Here is a 25,298-nt window from a genome sequence, read left to right on the forward strand (position 1 = left end):
CGTCAGTGCGCAACTCATCGGCGGCGGTCCCCGACGCGAGCAAGGCGATTGCTCAGCTGGGGAGGATAAGTGGTAGGATGGAGAGCATGAGTGAGCCTACCGGTAAGTATTCGATCACCATGCCGCGCGACATCGCGGAGGCCGCCAGATCCCGGAGCGGCCCTTCTGGCCTGTCGGCCTACGTCGCCGCCGCCGTCGCCCGCCAGATCGAGCGCGACAACCTCAGCGAACTCATCCAGGTTGCCGAGGCCGAGCACGGCCCCATCACCGACGATGAGGTCCAGGCTCTGCGCGACCACCTCCACCAGGCCCGGCAGGAACAGGCCCGCGGTGGGGCGGACGCCGCGTGACCCGTTCTCCCGCCGCCCCCGGCGGCACTCTGGTCCTCGACAGCGAGGGACTGGCCAAGGCGGTCCAGCGCGACCGCACGATCACCGCATGGCTAGCCCTCGCCCGCGCCGACGACCTCCGCGTCATCACCTCCGCCGCCACCCTCGTGGAAGTGGTCCACCCCCGCGTCAACCGGCCGGCCCTGGAGTGGACGCTGTCCCGCCTGGTCGTCGAACCGGTCACCGAACCGATCGCCCGCCACGCCGCCGCACTTCTGGCCGACGCCGGCCTGCACGGGCACAAATACGCCATCGATGCCATGCTCAGTGCCACCGCTCTCGCTGCCCCCGGCCCCGTCACGGTTCTCACTTCCGACCCTGAGGACCTTGCCGCCCTGTGCGGCGGACGCGTCGTCATCATCAAGGTCTGAGCTGCGCGCGGTGACGACAAGCATGACGGAGCGGCGGGAGTGTTGGTCTCAGCAGGCTGATCAACACCTAGTGGCCCGGAAAGATTGCACAGCTCCAGAATGATCAAGGCTCAGGATTGGGATCTATATCCCGACCTGGACTATCACGTGTGGAGCGGGTGACGGAATCGAACCCGCGCTGTCAGCTTGGGAACCGGATACTGAGCTTGCTCTCCTGAGCTGTGAGGACAGGGGTGCAGGTCAGAGCGGGCGGGTTGGCCGTGAGTGTCCGTGAGCGACTGTGGTTCCCCGTCCAATCTGGCACGGATCTGGCACGACATCTCGGCATCGGGTGGTCCTTCCGACGCGGGGCAGCCTTCTCCTGGCCTGTGCCGAGGCTGTTGAGCCGTGTTGTGTCGCTGTCGTCAGCGGAACCAGGCTCGCAGTCACGAGCGCTGGGCATGCGTACGAGGAGTTTCATCACCTGGTAGATCGCCTGTGGCCGGAGCGGGTGTGTCGGATGCTGCCAAGCCCTGCTGGCTCGGGCAGGCTCATTAGAGATCACGTTGCCAGCTGCCGTGTCAGACTCGGAGCGGTCCAGTTGCTGATCTGGGACAACAACCAGGAGCGAGGCGGGAACGCGGGGTCGGGCCCTGGTGTTCATCCCTGCCACGAGTTACCATTGAGTGCATATATCATTGAGGGTATGTCTCAGTGGGAGATCGATCTAGAGCCGGAGGTGGAGTCTTGGCTGGACGGGCTCTCCTTTCCGCTCTACCAGCGGGTCATGCGGAACGTAGACGACTACCTCGTCACTGGCGGCATCCCCGATGGAGATCACGTGCAGAAGCTGAAGGATGCCGAAGGTGTACACGAGCTGCGCGTTGCTCTCGACCGCACGACCTGGCGATTGACCTTCTGGAAGCCTTCCAGCAAAGTGATCGTGGTCCTTACGGTCTTCCGCAAGACACAGGATGGGACGCAGGCCGCCGACATCAACCGAGCGATCGCTGCTAAGAAGCGATGCGAGGCAGAGCACGACCTCACCGTCACGCACGTATTCGAGAGGAGCGCATGATGGGTCACAGCCGTTGGGAAACCTACAAGGCGAAGCGTCTGCGCCAGATGGAAGCGGATGCGCAGCTTCACCCTGAATACGAGCAGGCGGGCCGTGACCTGGAGCTCGGGGATCAGTTGCGTGAGATCCGTAGGCGCCGAGGCTTGTCTCAGAAGGTCGTGGCGGAGCGCGCTGGGATGTCTCAACCTGCTCTATCCCGCATTGAGGGCGGGGGCGGCATACCAGACATAGCTACGCTTGTGCGCCTTGGTGCGGCAATGGGGGTTCGGTTCCGCGTCGAGCTCGTTGTCGATGACGATGACACCACTGAAATCGAGCCTCTAACGGTGCATCATCGACAGCTCGCGAACGCATAGCTTGAAGGGCAGCACTTCGAGGCTCGGCCTGTCGACTTCCGCTGCCTATTTCGCGGTGACGAGTCTCCAGCCGTGCGACGGATTCTGCTCCGAGATCCTCAGCGCCGTGGGAACGAGGAAGCCTGAGTTCGGACGTACGTGCCTGAGCTTCGTTGTTGGAGCGGGTGACGGGAATCGAACCCGCGCTGTCAGCTTGGGAATCGGATACTGATCTTGCCGCCCTGGGCTGGGAAACAGTGATGCAGGTCAGCCCGGCTCGGTTGACCGCGAGTCCCCGTGAGTGACCTCGGTTCCCCGCCAGTTCTGGCACGGATCTGGCACGGAATGCCGAGTGGCCGTGAGCAGCCGTGAGTAGCCGTGGTTGTCCCCTCGTCGCCCTGTCCAATTGCACGGTGATCATGTCGCGATGTGGAGGTGGGACCCTGCTCAGGTGGAACTTTCCGAGTTCGCCGCAGTGAAGCAGCGGGTGATGGGTGAGTCGTTCCCCAGCGGTGGGGCTGATCTCGACGGCATGGCAGCCGACTTCCATGTCTACCTCTGGCACTCGCCTTTGATCACGGAGGTGGTGGTTCGCCTTACCCGTGACGCGAACAATCTGATCATGGCTACGTGCCAGACCGTGCCCGGATGCCCGACCGTAGAGCTCGCGGCGGAGCTTGAGCGGATCTGGTCGCGGGATCTCAGGTATCGGCACTTTGAAGCACACATGATCGCGACGAACGGGCGGTGCGTTCGCCTTGATGCGGTGACACAGATCGCTCCGGACGAGTTCTATGTCACGGCCGCCATCGTCGCCGGGACGGTGTAGTCCGCTACGGGGGGTACAAGAGGGTGATCACTTTCGACGGGGCCTTCTACCGCATCACGGATCCCAAGTTTGAGATGACCATTCCGGCCTGGGAAGGATACGAGCCGGGCACCGCCGATCAGGCAGATGCGACGATCACCTTCCCCGACGGCTCCCGCCGGTATGCGACCTTCATGACCCTGCAAGTAGTCCAGCAGATCATGGACAAGGATGCGCACACCGGTGAGTCTCTCGGCGGCCAGTACTTCTGGTGCTCAGATTTGATCATCATCAGGGATATCGGGTTCGAAAGCATGGCGGCTGCGATCCGTGACCTCGTGTCCTCCGGATTCATCGAAGGAGCTTGTGGCCTGCTCGACCCTCTTGATGACGAGGAGGAAGTCGACATGCAAAGGGGGACCGGATGATGTGAGCGTCAGAGCGTGGAGCGGGTGACGGGAATCGAACCCGCGCTGTCAGCTTGGGAAGTCTCTAATGATCTTGGTGTTGACCTGGAGAAACGGCTACCTGGCCATACTTGGCCTAGTGCTTCTGAGACACCGTGAGTCCCCGCTGATCGCTGAGCTACCGGGCCGTAACGGGCACAACTGCGGTCCCGCACTTTCCTGCCTGATCTTCGCTTCCGCTTACGGGTGAACGAGACTTGCAGGAAAGGTTGCTGTACGCGCTGCTCACTACTACTGCGCGGGAACTGCGTGGCCCGCTCGGCGTGGTGGCGGTGTGTCGGAGTGCGCAGGTGTGCGGTCCTCGCGGTTGGACACGCAGCATCTGATATTGAGTCCTTCAAGCTCCTGTAGTGTGATCCTATGTCGCTGCTACCCCATGACGAAGGGAGCGCTCGATCGCCTGGGAGGCAGATGCTAAATCTGGTCAATTTCACGCGCGGCTTCATAAGAGTCCAACTCCATACAGAGGTTGGTATACAGGTCGCGGAAAGGTGCATCCTTCACGCGGTTAGCTAGCCGCTGCTGTGTCTTTCCCGCTTCCTCTGCCGACCGTGCAACCATTCGCGCAAGTTCCTTGTAAGCGAATAGGAATGCGCGTGAGAATACCTTCGGTTGCTCTACCAGTGCGTTATCGGCGTTTACCAAGAAGGCGTTTATATTTCTGGCCCGAGCTGCGCCTTCCGCCGCCTCGGACAGATCGATTCGCAGCGTGGCACACAGTGCTAGCAGAAGCAGATAAGCTTGGTACTTGTATCTGTCGGCATCTAATAGGCGGGAAAACGGTTTCGCATAGTCCTCGCTTGAAAACTGTTTTATTGCAACATCGAGGGCAACTCTACCGCTTTTAATAGCCGCAAAAACTACGGAATAGAGCCTATCTTCCGCATCGGGCAGCGTAAAGAACTCGTGCAGCGCATCCATTTGCACGTTTGTATAGTTGTCTTGGAATAGCTGATTGGGTCGACGGCAAAAGATGCCCAGGAACATGTGGCGCGTCAGAGAATAAGTTATCTCTGTTTGTGTATAAGAACGAAGAACTGCTGCCAGGCTGTCTGCGCGATCAGTTTTTAGGCCCTCCCCTGACTTCGCCGCTGCGCGAGCTACGAGCTGTGGTCGAATGTAACGTGCAAGCTCCAGTTCCATTCGACCAACGGGGTTTTGATAGTTAGCTGACTGCGCGATGCTCCAGGCTGATGCGGAGTCGGGCGTGCGCACGACTTTGACGAAAATTTCGAGACTGGCTGATACTTCTCGGCTATGCCAGAGACACATGGTGGTCTGGCACCCATTTACAATGGCGGCACGCTCTACTCGAAGTGCTTGTCCGTCTTCGTCTAGAGAAAGCCCTTCACATCGAACCGTAATGCCATTGTTGCGTTCCAGCATCCGCTCCGGCTGAGTCTTTATCGTTTGGGTAATGCTGCTATTAACGCTAAGGTTGTCTTCGGTGCTCCCGAGCCATTCGCGGATATTCTCAAAAAATAGCCCATCGCCGTATTCGTCGACAAGGTTGATCACGTCCTGACCGGAGAGGACGCCGAGATATACATCTCCTGCCTGAAGCCAAGACCGGGCCGACCTCAGTGTGAAGGAAGCTGGGAGAGTTGTGGATCGCGCGTAGGAACGCCTAAGCCACTGAAGGAGAATACTGCCGTCTACGAATATGACTCGTCCTTCTTCGACCAGCGTCGAATAGAACGCAAATGAGCTGAGTCTACGCTCTGCATATCGACGACGGATGCCCGAGATATCGCTTCCTGTTGCAATGATATATGTCAGACGTGGCGCAAATTCATCAGCAAACAATACGCCTTCTTGCTCGCCGATAGCTTCGCCTTCGTATGACTGAAACTTACTAAAGATTGAATCAAGTTCTTCGGTGCTGCTTATTCTTAGTTTTGACTGGCAGACTGCACGATGTCCATCCGGGTGCTTGTCGGACAGGATATCGATGCCCCGATCATGACTTTTCTTTGGGTTCAGTTTGTAGCCAAAGAATTGGTCGCACTGGGGCAAATGAGGCAGTATGAGAAGGAGTGCCTCCGCAAATCGCTGTCCGCGATCGACGTTCTCCAGTGATTCGAACTGGTCAGAAAGATAGGCCGTGAAGTCGGAAAGCGATTGAAGGTAAGGAGGATACTCAGTCATGCTTTCCTGATTCACCGTATGACCTCAAGTTCGGAGACTGGACTGCATTGCACAAGATAGAGCGTGTCGATTGTAGCGATGCAGGGCGAACCGCAACGGCGTTCTGCGGAAAGAAGCTTGAAGAGAGCGTTCGGCAACAGGCCGCCAGACGGGCTGGGATCAGTCCCCAGGCCCCACGCCCGGCAGCCAGAGGGCACCGCACCGCGAGGCACCTGATCATGGGCCAGTTGTGGGCAAACGTATCGGGCTGTCTGGCTCACGGGCCGGTTCCGCGCTCTTCCCCTGACCTGATCTTCCCGCCCGCTATCGACCCGCCTCGGAGGGGCAGTAGGCCGGTGACGGAGGGTCAAGCTCGGCTTCGCGTGTATCTGTTCCCGGTGGCCTTCCTCGCGCGCTGGTTGCCCTGCCGCGGCCCGCTGGACGAACGACCCTTGCGCCCTTCACCCCCTGCCTAGGATCGACGTAGCACCTTCCGCAAGAGATCCTCCATGCGCATGGTTGCCTTCTTGGTTCGCGACGCATTGGATACGGGAAGGAGCTCTGTAGGGAATGGGTTTTCGGTTCCAAGCCCGACGGAGAATCCAATTCCTGATTGAAGTACAGACTGACTTCGAATGACTGCATTAGAAAAATCTGTCGCGAATGTGGCCAACTGCTGAAGATATTCAGGCAGGAAATCTTCCCTCACGACATCATAAGCAAGCGGGCTGCGATACTCTAATTCACTTTGTATGGGCTCGTGGCGAAGAACTCGAACCCATGGCAAAGTCCGAAGACTGGTAATATTGTCGTTGTCCACTGCAATAAGCGGGGCTCGCAGTATTGCGGCGGCGACGATAAGTCGACCATCTGAGTAGTATCGACCTTTTGTTTGGGTCTGAGACTGAAGATATTGGGCAGCCTTAATTAATGGAAGTGTTAAGTCTTTATATGTATCCTCTCCGGTAACCTCAAAGTCTTTCCCCTTTCTTCTGAGCTTGCTCAGTGATATTGCTACTGGGCAATTGGTATTAAATTGATGGAAGGGGAGGGCTAGGGCTTGGAGCGTGTTAAATGAATAGGTCGATCTTTCGTTGTTTGTTGCGAGGGATATTCTATCGTGTGGAAATCCACTTACCCATGGATAGTCTTGAAGGGGTTGTGTATTCGGCCTGGTGAAGAAGATGTATGGCAAATCCGACTGTTTGCACTCGACCAGTAAGTTTAGTACGGGCCGTATGCGCGGCTGTCGTCCCGTTTCGTCGAATTTCCATAGAAATGCTTCAGCTAGGGCGTCTAATGCTCTTAGGTTTCCAGTGTCTTTATCTGGGTATACCCATTCTTCTTGGATGTATGAATAATCGCTCCCTAGTGATTGTCCGAGCTCCTCGAATGCCGTACGAATCTTATCTGCAACAGTAGCTTGGAATGGGTGGCCGGATTTGATTAGTGCATCGATCAGATCCTGTTTTTCTATTCCAGGGCCGAATTCGTTCATTTGTGCTTCTTTCGTGCGTTTTTGGTTTCGTACTTGGGAGGGTCTCCGGATGCGTGTCACCGAGGGCACGGATCCGGCCTAGCCATCTCCGGGAACAGGGTTCCTCAGAGGCCAGGCCGTAGTCCAGCGGTTGTGGGCTGCCGTCGATGTCGAGGATGTGGGCTCCGGCTTCGCGGGCGATGATGACGCCGGCGGCGGTGTCCCATGGGTTGTTGGAGAGCAGCATGATGCAGGCGTCGGATTTGCCTGCGGCGACCCAGGCGAGGTCGATGGCGGCGGAGCCGAACATGCGGACGCGTTGAACGCGGGTCGCCAGCTGGTGGTTGAGCGGGATACGGAGTCGGTTCTTCTGTTCCGCGTCGGCTCCGACCGCGTAGTCGCCGATGGACACGATGGCGGCGTTCAGGGTGTCGGTTGCGCTGGCGTGGATGGGTTCGCCGTCGCAGGTGGCGCCTGCTCCCTCTGCTGCGCTGTAGGGCGATCCCAGGAACGGGAGATCGATCACGCCCAGGACGGCCCGGTTGTCGTCGATGAGGCCGAGGGAGATGGCGAAGAGCGGGATGCTGTGGGTGAAGTTGGCGGTGCCGTCGATGGGGTCCAGTTCCCACATGAGGCCGTTGCGATTGCCGGTGATTCCTTCCTCTTTGCCGAGGAAGCCGATCTCAGCGGGTGCTCGTGGAGGAAACTCATACCCGAGTTGGGCCAATTTAGTGCGTAGTGACTCGAGTCTTGATCGCCTCAAGGGTTTGCCGGACGTCGGTCGGTAGCAGGTCGGCGGCCGTGATGATGTGATCGCCGGCCTGGATGTGGATGGTGCGATAGCGGCGGACGGTCTTGACGAACTTCCTGATCGACCAGCCGGTGGTGTCCTCAATCCACCGGGAGACCGCCAGGGCCGCGAACACGATGGTCAGGTGCGCCTCGATGCTGTCGCGGGTGTGGTGGTGGATCGGGCGCGCGGCCAGGTCGGACTTGGCCATGCGGAAACTCTTCTCGATCTCGAAGAGCCGGTGGTAGGACCCGATGACGAATTCGGGTGTGGGATCCGCGATGTTCGTGACGTATCCCTTGATCCCTGCCAGTGCCCGGGCCTTCGCCTCCAGGTCGCGGTTGACGGACTTGGTCGTGCTGGTCAGTTTCACGAACCTGTTCCGCTTCACCGCGGTCTTGCCCTCGACGGCCTGTTCGGCTTTGCGGACCTGTTCGTCGATGCCCTTGAGCGTCCTGCGGGCCCGGTCATGCCTGTACTGGTAGTAGCGGACCTGGTCCTTGCGCTTGTCGGAAGGAGCGGCAGGCCAGGGCTGGGTGAAGACGTGCCCGTCCGGGATCGCCTCACCCGGGTTGTCCCCCCGCCACTTCGCCACGGCATAGGGGACGTCGGGGACCTTCATCCCCAGGATGAAGGACAGGCCCTCGGCCTCGATGGCGCGCATGTTCTTGTCCGAGATCATCCCGGCGTCGGCGACGATGATGACATCGGGCAGGCCGTGGGCGGCCATGAACGCCTTCAGGGTCGGCAGCATCGTGGTGGTCTCGGCCGTGTTGCCCTCAAACGCGCCGACCATCAGCGGGAACCCGGACGCGTCGGTGAGCAGGCCGACCGTGATCTGTGGTTCCAGGCGGCGTTCCTTGGAGAAGCCGGATTCCCGAAACCCGTCACCAGCATCGGTCTCGAAGTACAGGTCGTTACGTCGTAGAGCACTAACGTCGCAGGTCCCAGACTTGTCTGCTGGGCGCAGGCGGCGGCCAGGCGCTCCCTCCAGCCCTGGTCGGAGTAGGCCGGCAGACGGCGCTTGAGCGTGCGGTAGGACACCGAGGCGATGCCGGCCTCCTGCAGCACACGCAAGGAATCGAGCTTGCTGGTCGGCTCGATGATCCGGGCCAGGACCAAGTGCCGGAAGACTTCGTCACCGCCGCACGCATCGTCGAACCCGAGAGTGTCGTAGGCGGTGCTCAGGGCCTCCCACAGGTGCCCCATGCGGGAGGCGGTGATCGGTAACGGGCCGCCCGCCTCGGGCGGAGGGTCCAGGCCGAGGTCGAGCTCGCCCTGCCCGGCGGCGAGCCGTTGCCGGGCGACGGTCTTGAGCAACTCGAGTTCGACGTCGTCGTGGGCGGAGCCGATGTGCTCGATATCCCGGGATCCCTTGCGGGAGGAGTACACGATCTGCACCGCACGCGCCCCGGAGGCGGTCTTCACGGTGCGGATGTAAGCCACCGGACCACCCTAGGGCCACGATTTAGTGCGCAAGTTCCACCCATCTCGCCGACGAACCCACAGGTCAGCAAGTCGCGCCGCCGATCAGTCCCGATTCGTGGCCCAAGTCGGGCTCCCTCTGCTGCGCTGTAGGGCGATCCCAGGAACGGGAGATCGATCACGCCCAGGACGGCCCGGTTGTCGTCGATGAGGCCGAGGGAGATGGCGAAGAGCGGGATGCTGTGGGTGAAGTTGGCGGTGCCGTCGATGGGGTCCAGTTCCCACATGAGGCCGTTGCGATTGCCGGTGATTCCTTCCTCTTTGCCGAGGAAGCCGATCTCAGCGGGTGCTCGTGGAGGAAACTCATAGAGCTGCTAGGAGCTGACTTCGATACGGTGGCCCTGCTCGCCGTTGTCTGCCCATTCGCGCGACCCAACTCCCGGATCCTTGGGAATAAGTGTCAGTCGCGGCTTTCGACGGCGGGGCTCGGGTACGTGGTTGGGGGGTGGGTCGCGTCGTTCCAGGGATGTGTCCTCGGGGGGCCACTGGTCGAAGGCGGTGGCTCTGGTGCCTTTGTGCTTGGTGTCGTAGGCGTAGCCTCGTGAGCGGACCAGGCATAGCGCGTCCCAGGCCGCGTGCTTGGATAGGCCGTGCTCTCTTGCCAGTTCCGGGAATGTGGCGACGCGTGCGTGTGGGGCGATGTCTCCGCGGCGGATCTTCCTTATCAGCACGGCGGCGACGTGGACGACCTGTTCCCGGACTGGAGGACGCAGGGGTTGGGGTGGTGGGCCAGGGCGACCGGCCACGTAGCCGTGGCCAGGAACCAGGCGGACCAGACCCCGATCCCGCAGCGAACGCTGAATCCGCGACGCCGACCTCAGTGAGATCTCGTGTTCGTCCATCAGGATGTGAACGGTGGGGATCGGTGTTCCCTGGGTGAGTCCACCGCTGGTGATCCGGTTCGCCAGGCTCTCCGTGATCTGTTCCCGTTGTGCGGCCTGCTTGCTTCGGTGTGGCTTTCTTTGCTTGGCGGGCGGGGTGGGGCGCATGCGGGGAGGCAGGCTGATGAGTCCGGCGTCCAGGTAGAGATCGAGCTGGTCGCCTGCGCGCTGGCACATCAGCTCGGTCCAGGTCAGACTCTGACCGCCTGCGCTCTGACCGTCTTGGGGTGGCGGGGCCAGGTTGAACCAGACCACGCGTTTGCCTTCGTATTCGTAGTCGTGTCCCCATTCGGAGGCGATCTGGTCCACCAGCCGTAGCCCGAATCCGCTGCCTCGTTGTTCGGGGTCGGGGACCAGGTAGGGCACGCTGCGCGCTGACCCTTGGTCGGTCACCTGGATATGGATGAACCCGTCGGTGTTGGTGACCTGGAGCGTTATCGTCCCGTTCGGGTCGCGGCCGGAGTCGGAGTGGAGGCAGGCGTTGGAGGCGAGTTCGGTTACCAGCAGGAGCGCGTCTTGGAGCCGGTCATCGGCCCACCCGGTGAGCAGGCCGTGAACGAAGCTGCGAGCGCTGGAAGCCGCGCCGAGGTCCCCGGGGAGTTCGATGGTACCCAGCATCGTGCTTGTAGAGGGCAAGGTCAGCAGGGGTGGTTCGGTGGCTGGTGTTTCGGCGGGGTGGGCTTGATCGGGGGTGCTCACCATGTTCGGTCTCCAGGTTTGTCGATGCTTGTCGGATCTTGATTTCGAACCATGCATTCGTCCGGAATCCGGGGCGCGGGTTTTGGAGGTCACGGGGAGCGCTCGCACGGTCGGCCGCTGACCGCCTCGTACGCCGTTTTCCACACGGAGAGCAGCAGGCGAATGCCCAGCCGTGGGTGTGGCTCCTACGGGCGCCTTTCGTTTGCCTCAGGGAAGCCCAGATGCGCCGCAAGCCGATTTTCGAGATCGGCTATGCCCTGGCAGTCAGATAGATCCGGCTTTCCGGGGGAGATCCCGTACTTGCTCTTGGCCGGCCATAGGTGCTCGGGCACGGAAAATGTGCCCCGGTAGGAAATTCGGTATGCCCAGCCACTTTCGATCAGGGCGTTTATTGCCCTGCGGGCGGTCCAGATCGTTGTGCTGTACTCCTGCTGCACTATTGTCAGGCTGGGAACCCGCTGGTGCGGGCCGATCGCTCCAGACTGGATCTTCTCGATGATGGCGGCGACGATAGGGGCGGCGTCTTTGGCCTTCGCATGTCGGTTGACAACGTAGGCGCGGCCGTTCCAATGGCGGATGAGACCTTGCTTCTTGAGCTCCATGCAAACCAGCGCGGCTGTGCTGCTGTCGATGCTGTAGTTCCGCATTAATTCCCATTGGTGCAGGAAGGGCGCGCCGGGTGCGAAGTCTCCGCTCTTGATCTGCCTGGCCAGCGTCTTAGCGATTTCCTTATAGCGAGCCCTGGTCTCGTCCACGGGCTGTACGGGTTCCCGAGAAAGGAACTTCGCTCGTCCTGGGCCGGTCGACCTTGGGTCACCGGTTTTCCGCAGGGGAGTCGGCGACCCTCCGGCGCCGCTAATCCGTGACATAGGCCCAGCCCTCACCCTCGGAATCCAGAGATCCGCTTTGATGATCACCTGTGCTCAGGTTTCATCGAGTTCTCATCTCATAGTGGAGAGAACTGGCGGCGAATCTAAGGAATTGATGTGGGAAAGCACGTGGTCCACATCAGCCAAATAGAGGAGCGGACATGAGGCTGGTTTCCGGTCGGTCAGGCAGGTGTCAGTAATTCCCTGAGTTCTCCCACACGGGCCTGGTCATGTTGGCTCAGGGGGACGGCTCGCAGGACCATGCGGCCGGTTGCCAGGATGTGACCGCTGCGGTACGCCGGTGGCACGTCGGCGATGACCGTTGCGGCCCGCTGTGCGCCTTCGGTGGCCCCGCCGTTGACGACCGTGCTCAGCGCCCGGTGCAGCATGATGTTCGCGCGATAGACGTAGTCGCGTGTTGACGCCAGAACGGTTGTTCCCGGCTCGCTGGCCTGGTTCTCCTCGCCTGCGGCGGAGTAGACCCAGGAGGCCGCGAAGCGGAGCTGATCGGGGCTCCAGAATCCCAGGGAATCTCCCTTGTACGATCCAGCCTGGGCTATCGCCTGGCCGATCACGCAGAGCGCTTGTCCATGACGGCCCAGCAAGCTGAGTGCCTTGGCCTCGGTGGTCATCAAGTCCACGCTCGGGCTCCCGGCGAGGTGCTGGGCTGAGTGGATCAAGCTGAGGACGGCCTCTGGGCTGCGCTGGTCGTACAGGCCGTGGCCGGCTTCCTCGCTGCGGACCAGGAGGCTCATCGAGCGGTCACCGGATGCGTCGGCGGCCTGCTTGGCGGTCCTCCACCAGCGGATCGCGGCTCCATGATCGGACATGCGGGTGAGCGCGTTGGCGTGGATGGCGGAAAGCGCCGCCGTGGTGCGCTGCAATTCGACGAGAACAGCGGGAGTCGCGCTCTGCATTTGCTGTCGCAGGGCCACCAGGTCGACGACGAGATCGGCGACCACTTGAGCCGGAGGGAGGGTCCGCAGCGCGTGAAGGTGATCGGTGCAGCTGATCTCCCATTCTTCAGCGCTCCGGCCGCCGTCTCGGTCGAACACCTGCCGGATGGGTTCAGCTCCACCAACGGCCCCCAGGGCAAGGCTGGTGGCCAGCTGTAACACGCGTCGGCGTTCCGTGGCATTCTCCTCGGTCAGCGATGAATTCCCCTCCAGGGTACGCAATCGGTCGAGATCGGAGGCGGCATCAAAGAGCGCTTTCAGGTGGCCTTTCGCGTTCAACGCCTCGTCGAGACGTTGAACGGTTCCGGGCTGTGGCCGTACCTGGCCCCGTTCCACTCTCGACAGGTCCGCGGCGTCGGAGTAGATCCGTTTGGCTGTCGCTCTCAGGCTGAGGCCGTGAACGTCTTCGCGCCAATGGCGGATGGCCGCGCCGAGAAGATGCCACGGCGATTCGGCTGGTTGCACCTGCTGGGAGGGTTTCGGCATTCTCGGTTCCCGAATGTTGGCGGCTGTTGAAAATCTTTCGTTTCCAACAAGCGCGGCTTGTTATTGATCACCTTTATCTGAGCCGGGTGTCTCGCTGCGGCCCGCACGGTTGAGCCCTGATCACCTCGTGCGCCGTCGTCCCACCCCGGAGGGGCAGCGGGCCGGGGACGGAGGCGCAAGCCCGGCCTTGCGTGTACATTGCCCGGTGACCTTCCTCGCGCGCTGGTCGTCCTGCCTGCACGGGCCGGGCTTGAGCCGCAGGAGTCGGTCTGCTGGGCTTGCCTGGGGCGACGGTGTGCGCGGTGATCAGCCCCCGCCACCCCCTACGGTCCGCGCGTCTTGCAGCCGGGATCACCTCGGGGCCGGAATCCCCCGCCGGAGGCGACAAAAGCCCTGATCGTTTGGCAGGCCGCTCGCTGGGCTCCCTGCCGCGCTCTGTTCGGCGTTGTCGTTCGGCCTGGTCTATGTCCTGACGCGATCTGGTCGTCGTCCTGGTTGGGCGCGGTGAGCGGCGGCGCGGCCGGGACCGGCCCGAAGAGGCCGCATGCCCGGCCGCGACTGGCCGCGTCGCGCCGCCGTCGCCCGCAGGGCGGCGGCTTGAACCCGTAAAGCAGGTTGTAACCACTGCGCTAGTGGACAAGCACCACAAGGACCTGATGCGCCTGAGCGCGGGGATGACGCAGGGAGTGTTCATGTCCGGCCTCCTCACGATCATGCAAGCGGTCATGGATGCGATCTCCATCGATACTTAAAGTACGGCTATACTAGTTCTGGTACAAGCCACTTCAGGTACTTGTGCCGTACAACAAGTACTGATCTCTTGATGGGTGGCAGCCCTGTCAACGCGGCAAGCGAGGAGGGACGATCATGTTCGGACTAGTCGTCCGATTCACCTGTAAGGACGACGCGAGCGCGGACGCGTTCGATCGGCTGGTCAGCGAGACCATCGAGGGGATCCGCCAGCACGAACCGGGAACGCTGGTGTACGCCTCGCACCGCGTGGAGGGCCAGCCGCTCCAGCGGATCTTCTACGAGCTGTACGCCGACCGCGCCGCCTTCGACGCGCACGAGGAACAGGAGCACACCCGGCGGTTCCTGTCGGCCCGTGACGAGCTGCTGTCCTCGGTTGAGGTCGACTGGCTGGAGCTTCAGACCGGCAAGGGCACAACCCCGTGAGCGAGGAGTATCAGCGGGCGCTGGGCCGGCGGATCGCTCAGGAACGGAAACGGCGGGGCCTCTCGCAGGCGGAGCTGGCGCAGCTCATCGATCGGTCGGTGGCCTGGGTCTCCCAGGTTGAGCGCGGGGTTCGCAAGGTCGACCGCATGTCGGTGCTGGAGAACGTCGCGACCGTGCTGGAACTGCCGCTGTCGGAGTTGGCCGCGGAGGCGCCGGTGGTCGCGGCCACCATTGAGGAGGTTCCCGGCGCGGCGGGGCTTCGCCTCGTGCTGTCGGGGGCGCACTCGTTGCGCGCGATGCTGCATGCCGCGCCCGTCCCGACAACGACGGAGATTCGGCCGCGCGTCGAACGGGCCTGGTATCTCACGCACGAGAGTCAGTACATGGAGCTGGCCGACCTGCTCCGCGGCTTGGTTCCCGCATTGGAGGGGGCGGTTCGGTCCGCGCCGGAGGAACAGCGGCCCGAGCTGTTTGAGTTGCTGGCGACTGTCTATCAGGCGTGTTCGGCGGCGCTGGCCAAGCTGGGCGAACCTGAGGCCGCGTGGATCGCCGCCGATCGGGCGATCGTCGCGGCGGAGCGGGCCAGTGATCCGCTGCTGATGGCGGCTGGGGCGTTCCGGCTCGGGTTCGTCTTCCTGGGCGCGCGGCATTTCGACCAGGCGGAGGAGACGGCCCGGACAGCCGCGGAAGCGTTGTGGTTCCTGGCCGATCAGGGCAAGCCGGAAGCGATGTCGCTGTGGGGCGGGCTCACGTTGCAGCGCGCCGTGATCGCCTCCCGGCTCAATCAGGCCGACGCCGCCTATGAGCACCTGGCGCGGGCGCGTGAGGTGGCCGCGCGATTGGGTGAGGGGCGTAACGACTTCAACACCGAGTTCGGCCCGGCGAACGTCGCGCTGTATGAGGTGGCCGTTGCCGTGGAAGTCGGGGATGCCGGGCTCGCTCTGCGTGTTGGGTCGGCGGTTGACACCTCGTCGCTGTCGAGTGAGCGACGCGCCCGGTTGAACATCGACCTGGCCCGCGCGCACGCACAGCGCCGCCAGGTCGCTGAGGCCACCGCCACGCTGCTGGAGGCCGAGGCGATCGCGCCTGAGCAAATCCGTAACCATCGCATGGTCCGCCAGTTGGTGGCGGATCTGCTGACGATGCAAGATCCGCCCTCCTCCGAGCTTCGGGAGTTCGCCGAGAGGGTGGGCGCGTAGTAAAAGTACGTGGACTAGTACTCTGAGTACTAGCTAATACTTCCAGTGCGATGTAGCGTCTGTATTGGCGCTGAGGTCCTCACCAGCAAGGACACCAGCGCCAGCACAGACGCTTTTCGCATTCCCACAGCACAGCTCACAACCACGACAAGAGGTGTCTTCCGCATGCGCAACATCCCCGTAGACCTGTCCGCCCTGGCCTTCATCGTCGCCGGTGAGCCCGAGCCGAAGATCGTCGACCGCGCCACCGGCGAGGTCAAGAAGGACGCCGAAGGCCGGGACCTGTACACGATCCCGCTGCTTCCCAAGCCGAACGACGACCGCCGCAACCCGGTGATCGTCGTCACCTTCCCGTCCGAGAACTTCCCGACCATCCCGGAAGGCGTCCAGGTCCGCCCGGTCGGGCTGGCGGCCTTCTTCTGGCAGATGAACGGACGGGCGGGGCTCGGCTTTCGCGCCGAGTCGATCGTCCCGGCCCAGGCACGCGCCGCCGCCTGACCCACCCGAACCGTTACGCCCCGGGAGCGGCCTCAACGCCTGCCAGCTCCGCCGCTTCCGGGGCCTTCCCTTCGCTCACGAAGAGAGACACCAGTATGACTCACCTGCTTCTTACCCTCGCCCCTTACCTGGGCATTCTCACCGCATTCACCGCCGCCCTGATCGGGTGGAACCGGCTTCACCCGGTCTCGTTCTGGCTGACGGTCGGCTTCCCATACAAGGCCCTGGCGGTCTACCTCACCTGGGCCAACGTGTCAGCGGGCTGCGGCCTGGCCCGCAAACGGCACCGCTGGCGGCTCACCCTCGACGGCGTCCCCGTCCTCGGCCCCGCCCTGATCACCACCACCCACGTCATCCCACCCACACGCAAGCTACGCCGCGTCACCGTGGACACCCCGCCCCGGCTCGGCCTGATCCGCCCGCTGGCCACCGGGTTCCGGATGGCGGTACGGCTCGACGACGGCCAAACCCCCGACCACTACGCCGCCAAGCTCGTCAACCTGTCCCACGCCTGGCGGGTCCACTCCGTCCGCGTCCTGGACTGGAAACCCGGCCGCCTCAGATTGCAGGCCACCGTGCGTGATCCACTCACCCGCATCCGCACGCCCGTCAAGGATGACGGGCTGCTGCGGGTCCAGGTGGGCCAGCTGGAGACGGCCGCGCCCTGGGTCATCGACTTCACCACCATCCCGCACTGGCTCATCACCGGCGCGACCCAGTCCGGCAAGTCCACCCTGCTCAACGCCCTCATCACCGGCCTCGCATCACAGCCGGTCGCGTTGATCGGGTTCGACCTCAAAGGCGGCGTCGAGCTCACTCCGTATGCGGCCCGGTTGACCGAACTGGCCACCGAACGCGGCCACTGCGTGGCCGTGCTGAACAAAACTCATCACCGAGATCAAACTCCGGATGGCGCTGTGCCGAGCGCACCACGTCCGCGACATCTGGAAGCTCCCGGACAACGCCCGCCCGATGCCGGTCGTGCTCCTGGTCGACGAAGTGGCCGAGCTGTTCCTGATGGCCGACAAGTCCGAGAAGGAGGAGATCTCCGCGACCGCCGTGCAGCTGATCCGGCTCGCTCAGCTCGGCCGGGCGTTCGGGCTGTACCTGCTGGTGTGCGGGCAACGGGTCGGCTCCGACCTCGGCCCCGGCGTCACCGCCCTGCGCGCCCAGCTGTCGGGCCGGATCTGCCACCGGGTCAACGATCCCGAGACCGCGAACATGACCCTGGGCGACATGGACCCCGCCGCACTCCAAGCGGCCCGGCTGATCCCGGCCGACATGCCCGGCGTCGCCATCTTCGCCGCGTCGGACGGGCGCTGGTATCGGGCGCGCTCGGCGTACGTCCCGGAGGCGCAGGCCGAGGCCGCCGCGACCGCGAATGCGCATCTGCGGCCCACGTGGGCGCAGATCACGACCGTCAGCGTGGAGCCGGTCACCGACGCCGAGTTCGAGCAGTTCCAGCCAGACGCGTCCTGACCTCCCGAGTTCCTGGGGCTGGCGTGAGCCCGGATCACGCCACGTCCCTACCCCGTCATGTCCATCGACCCTCGTAGGGGGAACCTGATGCGTCGCCAACGCCTCCGGCCGCTGGACTCCGGCCCGGTACTCGTCCTGGCCCTGATCGCCGCCGTCGGCTCCTTCACCCACATCAGCTCAATGGCCGCCGACCACGGCCAGGACGGCTGGCAAGCCTGGGCTGTGGCGGTGTGCATCGACCTGATGTGCGTGATGGCCGCCCGCGAACTCCAACGCGACAAGAGGACAGGCCGACCCCGCCGAGGGCGGCTCTCCTGGCCCGGTCTGGTCCTGGCGGGCGGGATCGTCTTGACCCTGGCAGCCAACCTCGCCCAGGCCGAACCCTCCCCATGGGGATGGATCACCGCCGCGACACCGGCCGTGGCGTTCCTGGTCGCGGTCTCGATGCTGGAACGCCGCGCCGGCCACACGCCCATACCCACATCTGGGGAACCGGCCGCCGAACAGGCTCCGGCGAAACCCGCCGACCAGCCGACGGCCAGGAGCGATGACCCGCTCATCGCGTTCGCCCGGCACGTGGCCAACGAGCACGCGGCCACCCATGGCACGCCGATCACCCGCGAGATCCTCAGCAAACGCCTACGCGTCGCGCCTGATCTCGCTGCCGATCTCCTCGCGCAACTCCACGTCTGATCAAGGAGAACGTCATGCCACGAACCAAGAAGGCTCCACCATCACGGCCGGTCTGCCCGACCTGCGCCGGTGAGGGACAGACCGAAGCCCTTCTGATCGTCGGTCGCGGTAAGAACGCCACCCACCTGGACACCTGGGCGTTCTGCTTCGACTGCGACGGCACCGGCCACACGCCCGAGGGGAGGTGAACCCACCCGTGATCATCCGCTACCGGTGCTGTACCTGCGGCGGAACCGGCCTGGTCAACGACGAACAAGGCGAATCAGCCCGCTGCCCCGACTGCGACGGCACCGGCCACACCGCTTAACCCCATCGACTCAGCCCGTGCGAGGCGGTCTCACGCCTGCCAGCTCCCCGCCTCGCCCGAGCCGCATCCCATATCGCTCACCTGGAGAACAACCATGTCCACACCTGACTACGGCTATCCCTGCCCCGAATGCGACGGCTTCGCCGCCGTTGTTATCCGCGACACCCAACCCAGCGCGCTCGCTCTCGTCCAGTGCCCACTCTGCTGCGGCACGGGAACGGCGGGCCGATGACCAACACCGCTGAATTCCCGGTCCCGGTTGGGGACCTTCTCGGCCCGGTCATCCGCGACCTGGCCCGGCGTTCCGGCCGCGACCTGACCCGCTGGCTCGACCAGGTCCACCGGCTTGGCGGCTGCCGCGAACCGCTCCGCCTCACCGGTCACAGCACCACCATCGACGCCGCCACCGGTGAGGTCCTCGCCCGCTACAGCACCAGGGCCGAACCGCACGGGCAGTTGCTGATCCGGTGCGGCAACCGCCGCGCCTCCCGCTGCCCGGCTTGCGCCGAGACCTACCGGCGCGACACCTTTCACCTGATCCGCTCTGGCCTGCTCGGCGGAGACAAGGGTGTCCCGGAAACCGTGCGGACGCATCCGCGCGTGCTGGCCACCTTCACCGCGCCCTCCTTCGGGCCGGTCCACCGAGGCCCCGGCAAGGACGGCAAGACCATCGTCTGCCACCCCCGCCGAACCGGCCCATCCTGCTTCACCTGGCATAAGAACGGAGACCCCAACATCGGCCAGCCGCTGGACCCCGAGACATATGACTACACCGGGCATGTCCTGTGGAACGCCCACGCGGGCGACCTGTGGCGACGCTTCACCATCTACCTCCGGCGGCACATGGCCGCAGCCGCCGGACTCACCCGCAAGGAGTTCGGTAACCGCATCCGGCTGTCCTTCGCCAAGGTCGCCGAATACCAGGCGCGCGGGGTCGTCCACTTCCACGCCGTTATTCGCCTCGATGGCCGGACCAGCGGCGCACCACTCGCCGCCCCGCCTGCCTGGGCCACGGTCGAGTTGCTGAGCGATGCCATCAGGTCGGCGGTCGCCGCCGTGCGCATTGACGCGCCCGAGTACGGCTCACTCGCCTGGGGCCGGCAAGTCGACGTCGCTCCGATCAGCCCCGGCGTGCTCAACCACAAGACCATGCTCACCGAACGCGCCGTGGCCGGATATGTGGCCAAATACGCCACAAAGTCGGCTGAGACGTCGGGCACCCTCGACCGGGCCATCAAGACACACGAGATGCCCCGGCTCCACAAGATGGGTATCCCGGACCACACTGTCCGGCTGATACGTACGGCGTGGCGGCTCGGCTGCACCCACAACCGGCCGGACCTGGCCCACCTCCGGCTCCGCGACTGGGCTCACATGCTCGGCTTCCGAGGCCACTTCTCGACCCGATCCCGCGCCTACTCCACGACCCTGGGCGCCCTCCGTCAAGCCCGCGTCGACTACCGCCAACGCCTTCAAATCGACCGGGGGCGGGCCTTCGACCCGGACACCACGCTCGTTCTCGCGCACTGGAAGTTCGCCGGTCAGGGCTACACCCCTGGCGAATCTGCGTTGGCTGCCCTGATCAACGGCGGCGCCGATGACCCTGTCCCACCAACGAGCACCGATGCGCTACCAGCTCCCATCGATTCACGGACGGAGGCCGCCAAGTGAGCAGGAGGCCAATTCCTTCGGTCGCTGATCGTCTGCTGACGGTCGCTCAAGCGGCCGAACGGCTGAACACCTCCGAGCGTTTCCCACGCCGATTGATCGAAGAGCGCCGGATCGCCTTCGTCCGTATCGGGCGCAACGTGCGCATACCTGGGTCAGCGTTGGAGGAGTTCATTCAAGCCGGGGTGGTCGCACCAATCGTCAACCGCAAGGGAAGGATTGCCTGATGGGCGGCAACAACAAGGGATCTCGACGTCGATTCGGGGCCGTCCGCAAGCTACCCTCCGGCCGTTTCCAGGCGCGCTATCAGGGGCCTGACGGGCGCGAGTACAACGCGCCGCACACCTTCATGAGCAAGACCGACGCGGAGATCTGGCTGTCCAAGATGGAGACGGAAATCGTCGGACGGGACTGGGTGGACCCCGACGCAGGGGAGATCCCCTTCGGCGAGTACGCGGCCTCTTGGATGGAAGAGAGGACGCTCCGCCCAAAAACGGCCCAGCTCTACGAGGGGCTTCTACGGCTTCACATCAACCCGACGTTCGGAGAGAAGAAGCTGACGAAGATCACTACGCGGAGTATCCGCATCTGGCACACCAAGCTCACGGAGGACGGTCCGGGAGCCTCGACGGTCGCCAAGTCCTATCGGCTCTTGCGTGGAATCTTGAACACGGCCGTTGATGACGAGCTAATCAAGAAGAATCCGTGCAAGATCGCAAAGGCGGGTGTCGAACGTCCTGCGGAACGGCCGGTTCTCACGGTCGGTGAGGTCTTCACGCTCGCTGCGGCTGTACCCCCACGCTTTCGTGCGCTGGTGCTGCTGGCCACCTTCGCCAGCATGCGCTGGGGTGAGCTCGCGGCTCTTCGGCGCTGTCATCTCGACCTGGAGGCCCGGACGGTCCGGGTCGTGGCTTCGGTCTCCGAAATGAAGTCTGGGGAACTGGTCACGGGGCGTCCCAAGTCGGACGCTGGCCTTCGTACGGTCAACCTGCCAGAGGTCATCATCAGCGACCTGGAGTGGCACCTTCGGCGGTTCAGCGAAACCGAACCCGATGGGCTGGTGTTCGTGGGGGAGAAGAGCGCGCAGCTGCGCCGGAGTAACTTCTCCAAGGTCTGGGCTCGTGCGCTCAAGGAGGCGAACCTCCCGGACATCCATGTTCATGATCTCCGGCACACAGGCAACTCGCTGGCCGCTCTTACCGGTGCCACGCTCAAGGAACTGATGGATCGGATGGGCCATGCGAGCACCAAGGCAGCGATCATCTACCTGCACGGATCCAAGGATCGTGACCGGAAGATCGCCGACGCTCTGGGACAGCTCGTCAAGGAGAGCATGAAGCCAGATGACGACGACGGCTTGGCGGGCGCGATGGCTCCAGCCGATTAGTCAAGATCAACTGTTCTGGCACGGATCTGGCACGACAGCCGGAAACGCGCCCTAAAAAGATCAAGGCCCGGGTCCCGAAACCACCGGTGACCTGGGCCTTCGCAATGAGAGCGGGTGACGGGAATCGAACCCGCGCTGTCAGCTTGGGAAGCTGATGTTCTGCCATTGAACTACACCCGCGTGGAGGTCCTTGGAGGACGACCGCGATCTAACTGTAGCGGATTCGGCGGGGGCGTGCTGCAGTCCAAGGACAGGGATGATGGGGCTAGGGGACCGAACTAACGCTAGCGGAAGCGCTGGCGGATAGAGTCGCACGGTGTTGCTTTCTGATCGTGATCTTCGTGGTGAGATTGAGTCGGGGCGGGTCAAGTTGGATCCGTATGACCCAGAGATGATCCAGCCGTCGAGCGTGGACGTCCGGCTTGATCGGTATTTCAGGGTGTTTGAGAACCACCGCTACCCCCACATCGACCCCGCTGTGGAGCAGCCGGATCTGACCCGGCAGGTGGAACCCGAAGGCGATGAGCCGTTCATCCTGCATCCGGGTGAGTTCGTCCTGGCGAGCACCTACGAGGTGATCAGCCTGCCGGACGACATCGCGAGCAGGTTGGAGGGCAAGAGCAGCCTCGGCAGGCTGGGGCTGCTGACTCACTCGACGGCCGGCTTCATCGACCCCGGCTTCGAAGGGCACGTCACCCTGGAGCTCTCCAACGTCGCGACCTTGCCGATCAAGCTCTGGCCGGGGATGAAGATCGGGCAGTTGTGCATGTTCCGGTTGAGCTCCCCCGCCGACTTCCCGTACGGCAGCGCCAAGTACGGTTCGAGGTACCAAGGCCAGCGCGGCCCCACCCCCAGCCGCTCTTTTCTGGCCTTCCACCGGACCAAAATATGAACATCAGATGAACACTTCTAGGCCTGCTACCTCCTCCTATGCGCCTCACGTGTCAGCACAAGGCCACAGGGCAACCCCAAAGGGAAGAGTTCGTGACATCTAGGCATGCGCACCCTTAAGTGCGCATTCCACCTGCTTACCCGTACTCTTCTCTGCGGACCGTCCCCGCACATCTGGAGATCCACCGTGCGCCTGCGTCTCACACCCCGTGAGGACAGCTACTACGACTTGTTCGCCGACTCGGCGAACAACCTCGTCACCGCATCCCGCCTGCTGGTCGAGATCATCAGCGACGGCTCGGACAGGGACGCCCTGGCTGAGAAGATGCGCGCCTGCGAGCACGCGGGTGACGAGCGCACTCACGCAATCATGAACCGGCTGAACGAGAGCTTCATCACGCCGTTCGATCGTGAGGACATCTACCGGCTCGCCTCGAACCTCGATGACGTGATGGACTTCATGGAGGCGGCGGCCGACCTCATCGTGCTGTATAAGATCGATCACCTCCCGAAGGAGGTCGTGCGGCAGGTCGAGGTGCTGGAGCGGGCCGCCGAGCTGACCGCGGAGGCGATGCCGCGGCTGCGGTCGATGAGGAATCTGAACGAATACTGGATCGAGATCAACCGGCTGGAGAACCAGGCCGACCAGGTATACCGGCGGCTGCTGGCCAAGCTCTTCGGCGGGGAGTATGACGCGCTCACCGTGCTGAAGATGAAAGAGGTCATCGATCAGCTGGAGTCGGCGGCGGACGCGTTCGAGAGTGTCGCGAACACGGTCGAGTCGATCGCGGTCAAGGAAAGCTAAGTGGAGCTCGCACTCGTCATCGGGGTCGTGGTCATCGCCCTGGTGTTCGATTATACGAACGGTTTCCACGACGCCGCGAACGCCATCGCGACGTCGGTTTCGACGCGGGCGCTGACGCCGCGGGTGGCGTTGCTGATGGCCGCGGTGATGAACTTCATCGGGGCGCATCTGGGTACGCAGGTGGCGTCGACCGTGGGCAAGGGGATCATCGATCCGCCTGAGGGCGCGCACGGGCTGGTGATCGTGGGCGCGGGGCTGATCGGGGCGATCACCTGGAACCTCATCACCTGGTATTTCGGGTTACCGTCGTCGAGCAGTCACGCGCTGATCGGCGGCTTGGTCGGGTCGGCGCTGGTGGCCAGCGTCGGCGTGCACTGGGACGGAGTGCTGGACAAGGTCGTCATCCCGATGATCCTGTCGCCGCTGGTGGGGTTCACGCTGGCCGGGATTATCATGATCGCGATTTTGTGGATCTTCCGCAAGAGCAATCCGCACAAGACCGGCAAGGGTTTCCGGTACGCGCAGACCGTGTCGGCCGCCGCCATGGCGCTCGGGCACGGGCTGCAGGACGCGCAGAAGACGATGGGCGTCATCTTCCTGGCGCTGGTCGTGGGCGGGTATGCCACCAATGGTGAGGAGATCCCGCAGTGGGTGATCCTCTCCGCCGCGGGGGCGATCTCGCTCGGTACGTACGCCGGTGGGTGGCGCATCATGCGGACCTTGGGCCGCCGGATCATCGCGCTGGACCCGCCCCGGGGGTTCGCGGCCGAGTCGGCCGCCGCGACCGTGCTCTACACGGCGGCGATCGGGTTCGGTGCGCCGATCTCGACCACGCATACGATCACCAGCGCGATCATGGGGGTGGGCGCGACGAAGCGCCGGTCCGCGGTGCGGTGGGGGGTGGCGGGGAACATCGTGACCGCGTGGATTCTCACGATTCCGGCCTCGGGGCTGGTCGCCGCGTTGTGCTACTTCGCCCTGCATTGGGCGGTTGAGTAATCGTCAGGCGGGGGCGCCTCGCCAGGGCGCCGTGGAATGGTCCGCGTACATCACGTCGGTGTCCCAGCGGCTGAAGCCGAGCGATTCGTACAGCCGGATGGCGGCCTGGTTGTCCTCGTCCACATAAAGCATGACCTGGGAGAGGCCGTGGGCGCGGAGGTGGGTCAGGCCGGTGAGGGTGAGGGCCTTGCCAAGGCCGGTGCCCCGCTCCGCGGGGTCGACGCCGACCACGTAGACCTCGCCGATGGCGTCGTGTCCGTGACCGTCGGCCCCGTGGATCTTCGTCCAGTGGAATCCGACCAGCCTCGAATCACGAAATGCTAGGAAAAATCCGGATGGGTCGAACCAGGGTTCCTTTTCGCGCTGGTCGAGGTCGTTGAGCGTCCACGAACCCTGTTCCGGGTGGTGGGCGAACGCGCGGGCGTTGAGGGCTATCCAGGCCGCCTCGTCGTCCCCAGGGACAAAACCCCGCACTTGTACGCCCTCGGGGAATTCGGCCGCGGGCATCGGCGCGTACAACGACCGGCGCATCTGCCACAACGACCGCACCCGGGTGAATCCGGCGGAGGCCGCGAGCCGGGACGCGCCCGGGTGATCGCCGTGCGCCCACAGGCGCAACCGCCCGCCGCCCGGAATGGCGGGAAGGGACCGTTCCGCCGCGAGCCGGATGCTCTCGGTCAGTACGGCGTCGAGCAGCCGATGTCCGAAGCCACGGCGCCGCTGGGACGGGGAGATCACCAGTTCGCCGCTCGGGCCTTCGACGGGATCGGTGGGGTCGAGATGAGCGAATCCGGCCAGAGTGTCGTCCGCGTACAGAAGAAAGGATTTCGCCCCGGTGTCGCCGCCGTAGCGGAGGTGGAGCATCACGTGCTCGTTCAACGGGCGAACCCCGTCGGTTTCTGTCGCCGCCTCAACCAGAGCCAGCACCGAAGTTACCTCGTCGTCGCTCAACCGTTCCCGGATCACCACATGCACGTTCATGAACGGCACTCTATGCGC

General features: G+C 63.7%; 26 protein-coding genes, 1 tRNA gene and 2 pseudogenes. 19 read left to right on the forward strand and 10 right to left on the reverse strand.

Features of this window, described 5'->3' with window-relative positions:
• Positions 1-86 precede the first annotated feature (86 nt).
• The 6 genes from ABGB08_RS06900 (at position 87) to ABGB08_RS06925 (ending at position 3,388) form a co-directional block, all read left to right on the forward strand.
• Positions 87-350 carry a CopG family transcriptional regulator gene (locus ABGB08_RS06900; RefSeq protein WP_347587480.1) on the forward strand — a complete coding sequence of 88 codons (264 nt, stop codon included), beginning with the start codon at positions 87-89 and terminating at the stop codon, positions 348-350.
• The gene (locus ABGB08_RS06905; RefSeq protein ID WP_347587482.1) at positions 347-760 is read left to right on the forward strand and encodes a PIN domain-containing protein; all 414 of its coding nucleotides are present in this window, start codon (positions 347-349) and stop codon (positions 758-760) included. The genes ABGB08_RS06900 and ABGB08_RS06905 overlap by 4 nt, the downstream gene beginning before the upstream one ends.
• 685 nt (positions 761-1,445) lie before the next feature.
• Positions 1,446-1,817 carry a type II toxin-antitoxin system RelE/ParE family toxin gene (locus tag ABGB08_RS06910; RefSeq protein ID WP_347587484.1) on the forward strand — a complete coding sequence of 124 codons (372 nt, stop codon included), beginning with the start codon at positions 1,446-1,448 and terminating at the stop codon, positions 1,815-1,817.
• On the forward strand, positions 1,814-2,173 hold the full coding sequence (locus tag ABGB08_RS06915) for a helix-turn-helix transcriptional regulator (RefSeq protein ID WP_347587486.1): 360 nt from the start codon (positions 1,814-1,816) through the stop codon (positions 2,171-2,173). The genes ABGB08_RS06910 and ABGB08_RS06915 overlap by 4 nt, the downstream gene beginning before the upstream one ends.
• 430 nt (positions 2,174-2,603) lie before the next feature.
• Entirely contained in the window at positions 2,604-2,981 is a 378-nt protein-coding gene (locus ABGB08_RS06920; RefSeq protein ID WP_347587488.1) for a hypothetical protein, read from the forward strand.
• Positions 2,982-3,004: 23 nt separating this feature from the next.
• Complete coding sequence (locus tag ABGB08_RS06925; RefSeq protein ID WP_347587490.1) at positions 3,005-3,388, forward strand: hypothetical protein; 384 nt, start codon at positions 3,005-3,007, stop codon at positions 3,386-3,388.
• Positions 3,389-3,841: 453 nt separating this feature from the next.
• Here ABGB08_RS06925 and ABGB08_RS06930 read toward each other — a convergent pair whose 3' ends face one another.
• From ABGB08_RS06930 to ABGB08_RS06960, 7 genes and pseudogenes are all read right to left on the reverse strand, one after another.
• Positions 3,842-5,590: an AIPR family protein gene (locus ABGB08_RS06930; protein ID WP_347587492.1), complete on the reverse strand. Its 1,749-nt coding sequence runs from the start codon at positions 5,588-5,590 to the stop codon at positions 3,842-3,844.
• Between the two features lie 436 nt (positions 5,591-6,026).
• The gene (locus ABGB08_RS06935) at positions 6,027-7,052 is read right to left on the reverse strand and encodes a hypothetical protein (RefSeq protein ID WP_347587494.1); all 1,026 of its coding nucleotides are present in this window, start codon (positions 7,050-7,052) and stop codon (positions 6,027-6,029) included.
• Positions 6,961-7,794, reverse strand: coding sequence for an inositol monophosphatase family protein (locus ABGB08_RS06940; protein WP_347587496.1), 834 nt, complete (start codon positions 7,792-7,794; stop codon positions 6,961-6,963). Before ABGB08_RS06940 ends, ABGB08_RS06935 begins: the two co-directional genes overlap by 92 nt.
• Positions 7,760-9,222: pseudogene (locus tag ABGB08_RS06945) on the reverse strand (IS1634 family transposase). The gene ABGB08_RS06940 and the pseudogene ABGB08_RS06945 overlap by 35 nt, the downstream one beginning before the upstream one ends.
• 398 nt (positions 9,223-9,620) lie before the next feature.
• A complete protein-coding gene (locus tag ABGB08_RS06950) occupies positions 9,621-10,889 on the reverse strand; it encodes an ATP-binding protein (RefSeq protein ID WP_347587498.1) in 1,269 nt (422 codons plus the stop codon).
• 182 nt (positions 10,890-11,071) lie between these two features.
• Positions 11,072-11,641 carry a GntR family transcriptional regulator gene (locus tag ABGB08_RS06955; RefSeq protein ID WP_347587500.1) on the reverse strand — a complete coding sequence of 190 codons (570 nt, stop codon included), beginning with the start codon at positions 11,639-11,641 and terminating at the stop codon, positions 11,072-11,074.
• 296 nt (positions 11,642-11,937) lie between these two features.
• Positions 11,938-13,197 carry a helix-turn-helix transcriptional regulator gene (locus ABGB08_RS06960; protein WP_347587502.1) on the reverse strand — a complete coding sequence of 420 codons (1,260 nt, stop codon included), beginning with the start codon at positions 13,195-13,197 and terminating at the stop codon, positions 11,938-11,940.
• Between the two features lie 867 nt (positions 13,198-14,064).
• Here ABGB08_RS06960 and ABGB08_RS06965 point away from each other — a divergent pair.
• The 3 genes from ABGB08_RS06965 to ABGB08_RS06975 all read left to right on the forward strand — a co-directional run bounded on the left by ABGB08_RS06965 (position 14,065) and on the right by ABGB08_RS06975 (position 16,070).
• The gene (locus tag ABGB08_RS06965) at positions 14,065-14,373 is read left to right on the forward strand and encodes an antibiotic biosynthesis monooxygenase (protein ID WP_347587504.1); all 309 of its coding nucleotides are present in this window, start codon (positions 14,065-14,067) and stop codon (positions 14,371-14,373) included.
• The gene (locus ABGB08_RS06970) at positions 14,370-15,572 is read left to right on the forward strand and encodes a helix-turn-helix transcriptional regulator (protein WP_347587506.1); all 1,203 of its coding nucleotides are present in this window, start codon (positions 14,370-14,372) and stop codon (positions 15,570-15,572) included. Before ABGB08_RS06965 ends, ABGB08_RS06970 begins: the two co-directional genes overlap by 4 nt.
• Before the next feature lie 165 nt (positions 15,573-15,737).
• On the forward strand, positions 15,738-16,070 hold the full coding sequence (locus ABGB08_RS06975; RefSeq protein ID WP_347587508.1) for a hypothetical protein: 333 nt from the start codon (positions 15,738-15,740) through the stop codon (positions 16,068-16,070).
• A gap of 371 nt (positions 16,071-16,441) precedes the next feature.
• Here the strand turns inward: ABGB08_RS06975 and ABGB08_RS06980 are convergent, their stop codons facing one another.
• A complete protein-coding gene (locus tag ABGB08_RS06980) occupies positions 16,442-16,579 on the reverse strand; it encodes a hypothetical protein (RefSeq protein ID WP_347587510.1) in 138 nt (45 codons plus the stop codon).
• Positions 16,580-16,708: 129 nt separating this feature from the next.
• On the opposite strand from ABGB08_RS06980, the pseudogene ABGB08_RS06985 reads away from it, so the two are divergent.
• The 7 genes and pseudogenes from ABGB08_RS06985 to ABGB08_RS07015 form a co-directional block, all read left to right on the forward strand.
• Positions 16,709-16,837 (forward strand): annotated as a pseudogene (locus ABGB08_RS06985) (FtsK/SpoIIIE domain-containing protein); the annotation flags it as partial.
• A gap of 142 nt (positions 16,838-16,979) precedes the next feature.
• The gene (locus tag ABGB08_RS06990) at positions 16,980-17,549 is read left to right on the forward strand and encodes an FtsK/SpoIIIE domain-containing protein (protein ID WP_347587512.1); all 570 of its coding nucleotides are present in this window, start codon (positions 16,980-16,982) and stop codon (positions 17,547-17,549) included.
• An 87-nt stretch (positions 17,550-17,636) separates the two neighbouring features.
• A complete protein-coding gene (locus ABGB08_RS06995) occupies positions 17,637-18,242 on the forward strand; it encodes a DUF2637 domain-containing protein (protein ID WP_347587514.1) in 606 nt (201 codons plus the stop codon).
• 14 nt (positions 18,243-18,256) lie between these two features.
• Positions 18,257-18,430: a hypothetical protein gene (locus ABGB08_RS07000; RefSeq protein WP_347587516.1), complete on the forward strand. Its 174-nt coding sequence runs from the start codon at positions 18,257-18,259 to the stop codon at positions 18,428-18,430.
• Positions 18,431-18,741: 311 nt separating this feature from the next.
• Complete coding sequence (locus ABGB08_RS07005; RefSeq protein WP_347587518.1) at positions 18,742-20,220, forward strand: replication initiator; 1,479 nt, start codon at positions 18,742-18,744, stop codon at positions 20,218-20,220.
• Positions 20,217-20,444: an excisionase family DNA-binding protein gene (locus tag ABGB08_RS07010; protein WP_347587520.1), complete on the forward strand. Its 228-nt coding sequence runs from the start codon at positions 20,217-20,219 to the stop codon at positions 20,442-20,444. The genes ABGB08_RS07005 and ABGB08_RS07010 overlap by 4 nt, the downstream gene beginning before the upstream one ends.
• The gene (locus ABGB08_RS07015; protein ID WP_347587522.1) at positions 20,444-21,604 is read left to right on the forward strand and encodes a site-specific integrase; all 1,161 of its coding nucleotides are present in this window, start codon (positions 20,444-20,446) and stop codon (positions 21,602-21,604) included. The genes ABGB08_RS07010 and ABGB08_RS07015 overlap by 1 nt, the downstream gene beginning before the upstream one ends.
• Before the next feature lie 109 nt (positions 21,605-21,713).
• On the opposite strand, the gene ABGB08_RS07020 is transcribed toward ABGB08_RS07015, so the two are convergent.
• Positions 21,714-21,784: transfer RNA gene (locus ABGB08_RS07020), tRNA-Gly, on the reverse strand.
• A gap of 136 nt (positions 21,785-21,920) precedes the next feature.
• Here ABGB08_RS07020 and dcd point away from each other — a divergent pair.
• From dcd to ABGB08_RS07035, 3 genes are all read left to right on the forward strand, one after another.
• Positions 21,921-22,496: a dCTP deaminase gene (gene dcd / locus ABGB08_RS07025; RefSeq protein ID WP_155343206.1), complete on the forward strand. Its 576-nt coding sequence runs from the start codon at positions 21,921-21,923 to the stop codon at positions 22,494-22,496.
• A 186-nt stretch (positions 22,497-22,682) separates the two neighbouring features.
• The gene (locus ABGB08_RS07030; protein ID WP_155343207.1) at positions 22,683-23,300 is read left to right on the forward strand and encodes a DUF47 family protein; all 618 of its coding nucleotides are present in this window, start codon (positions 22,683-22,685) and stop codon (positions 23,298-23,300) included.
• Positions 23,301-24,299: an inorganic phosphate transporter gene (locus tag ABGB08_RS07035; RefSeq protein ID WP_347587525.1), complete on the forward strand. Its 999-nt coding sequence runs from the start codon at positions 23,301-23,303 to the stop codon at positions 24,297-24,299.
• Between the two features lie 3 nt (positions 24,300-24,302).
• Here ABGB08_RS07035 and mshD read toward each other — a convergent pair whose 3' ends face one another.
• Positions 24,303-25,280 (reverse strand): mycothiol synthase, encoded by a 978-nt coding sequence (gene mshD / locus ABGB08_RS07040; RefSeq protein WP_347587527.1) that lies wholly within the window; start codon positions 25,278-25,280, stop codon positions 24,303-24,305.
• Positions 25,281-25,298: the final 18 nt, after the last annotated feature.

Origin of the sequence: Acrocarpospora sp. B8E8 (assembly GCF_039871605.1) — a bacterium.
GTDB lineage: Bacteria > Actinomycetota > Actinomycetes > Streptosporangiales > Streptosporangiaceae > Acrocarpospora > Acrocarpospora macrocephala.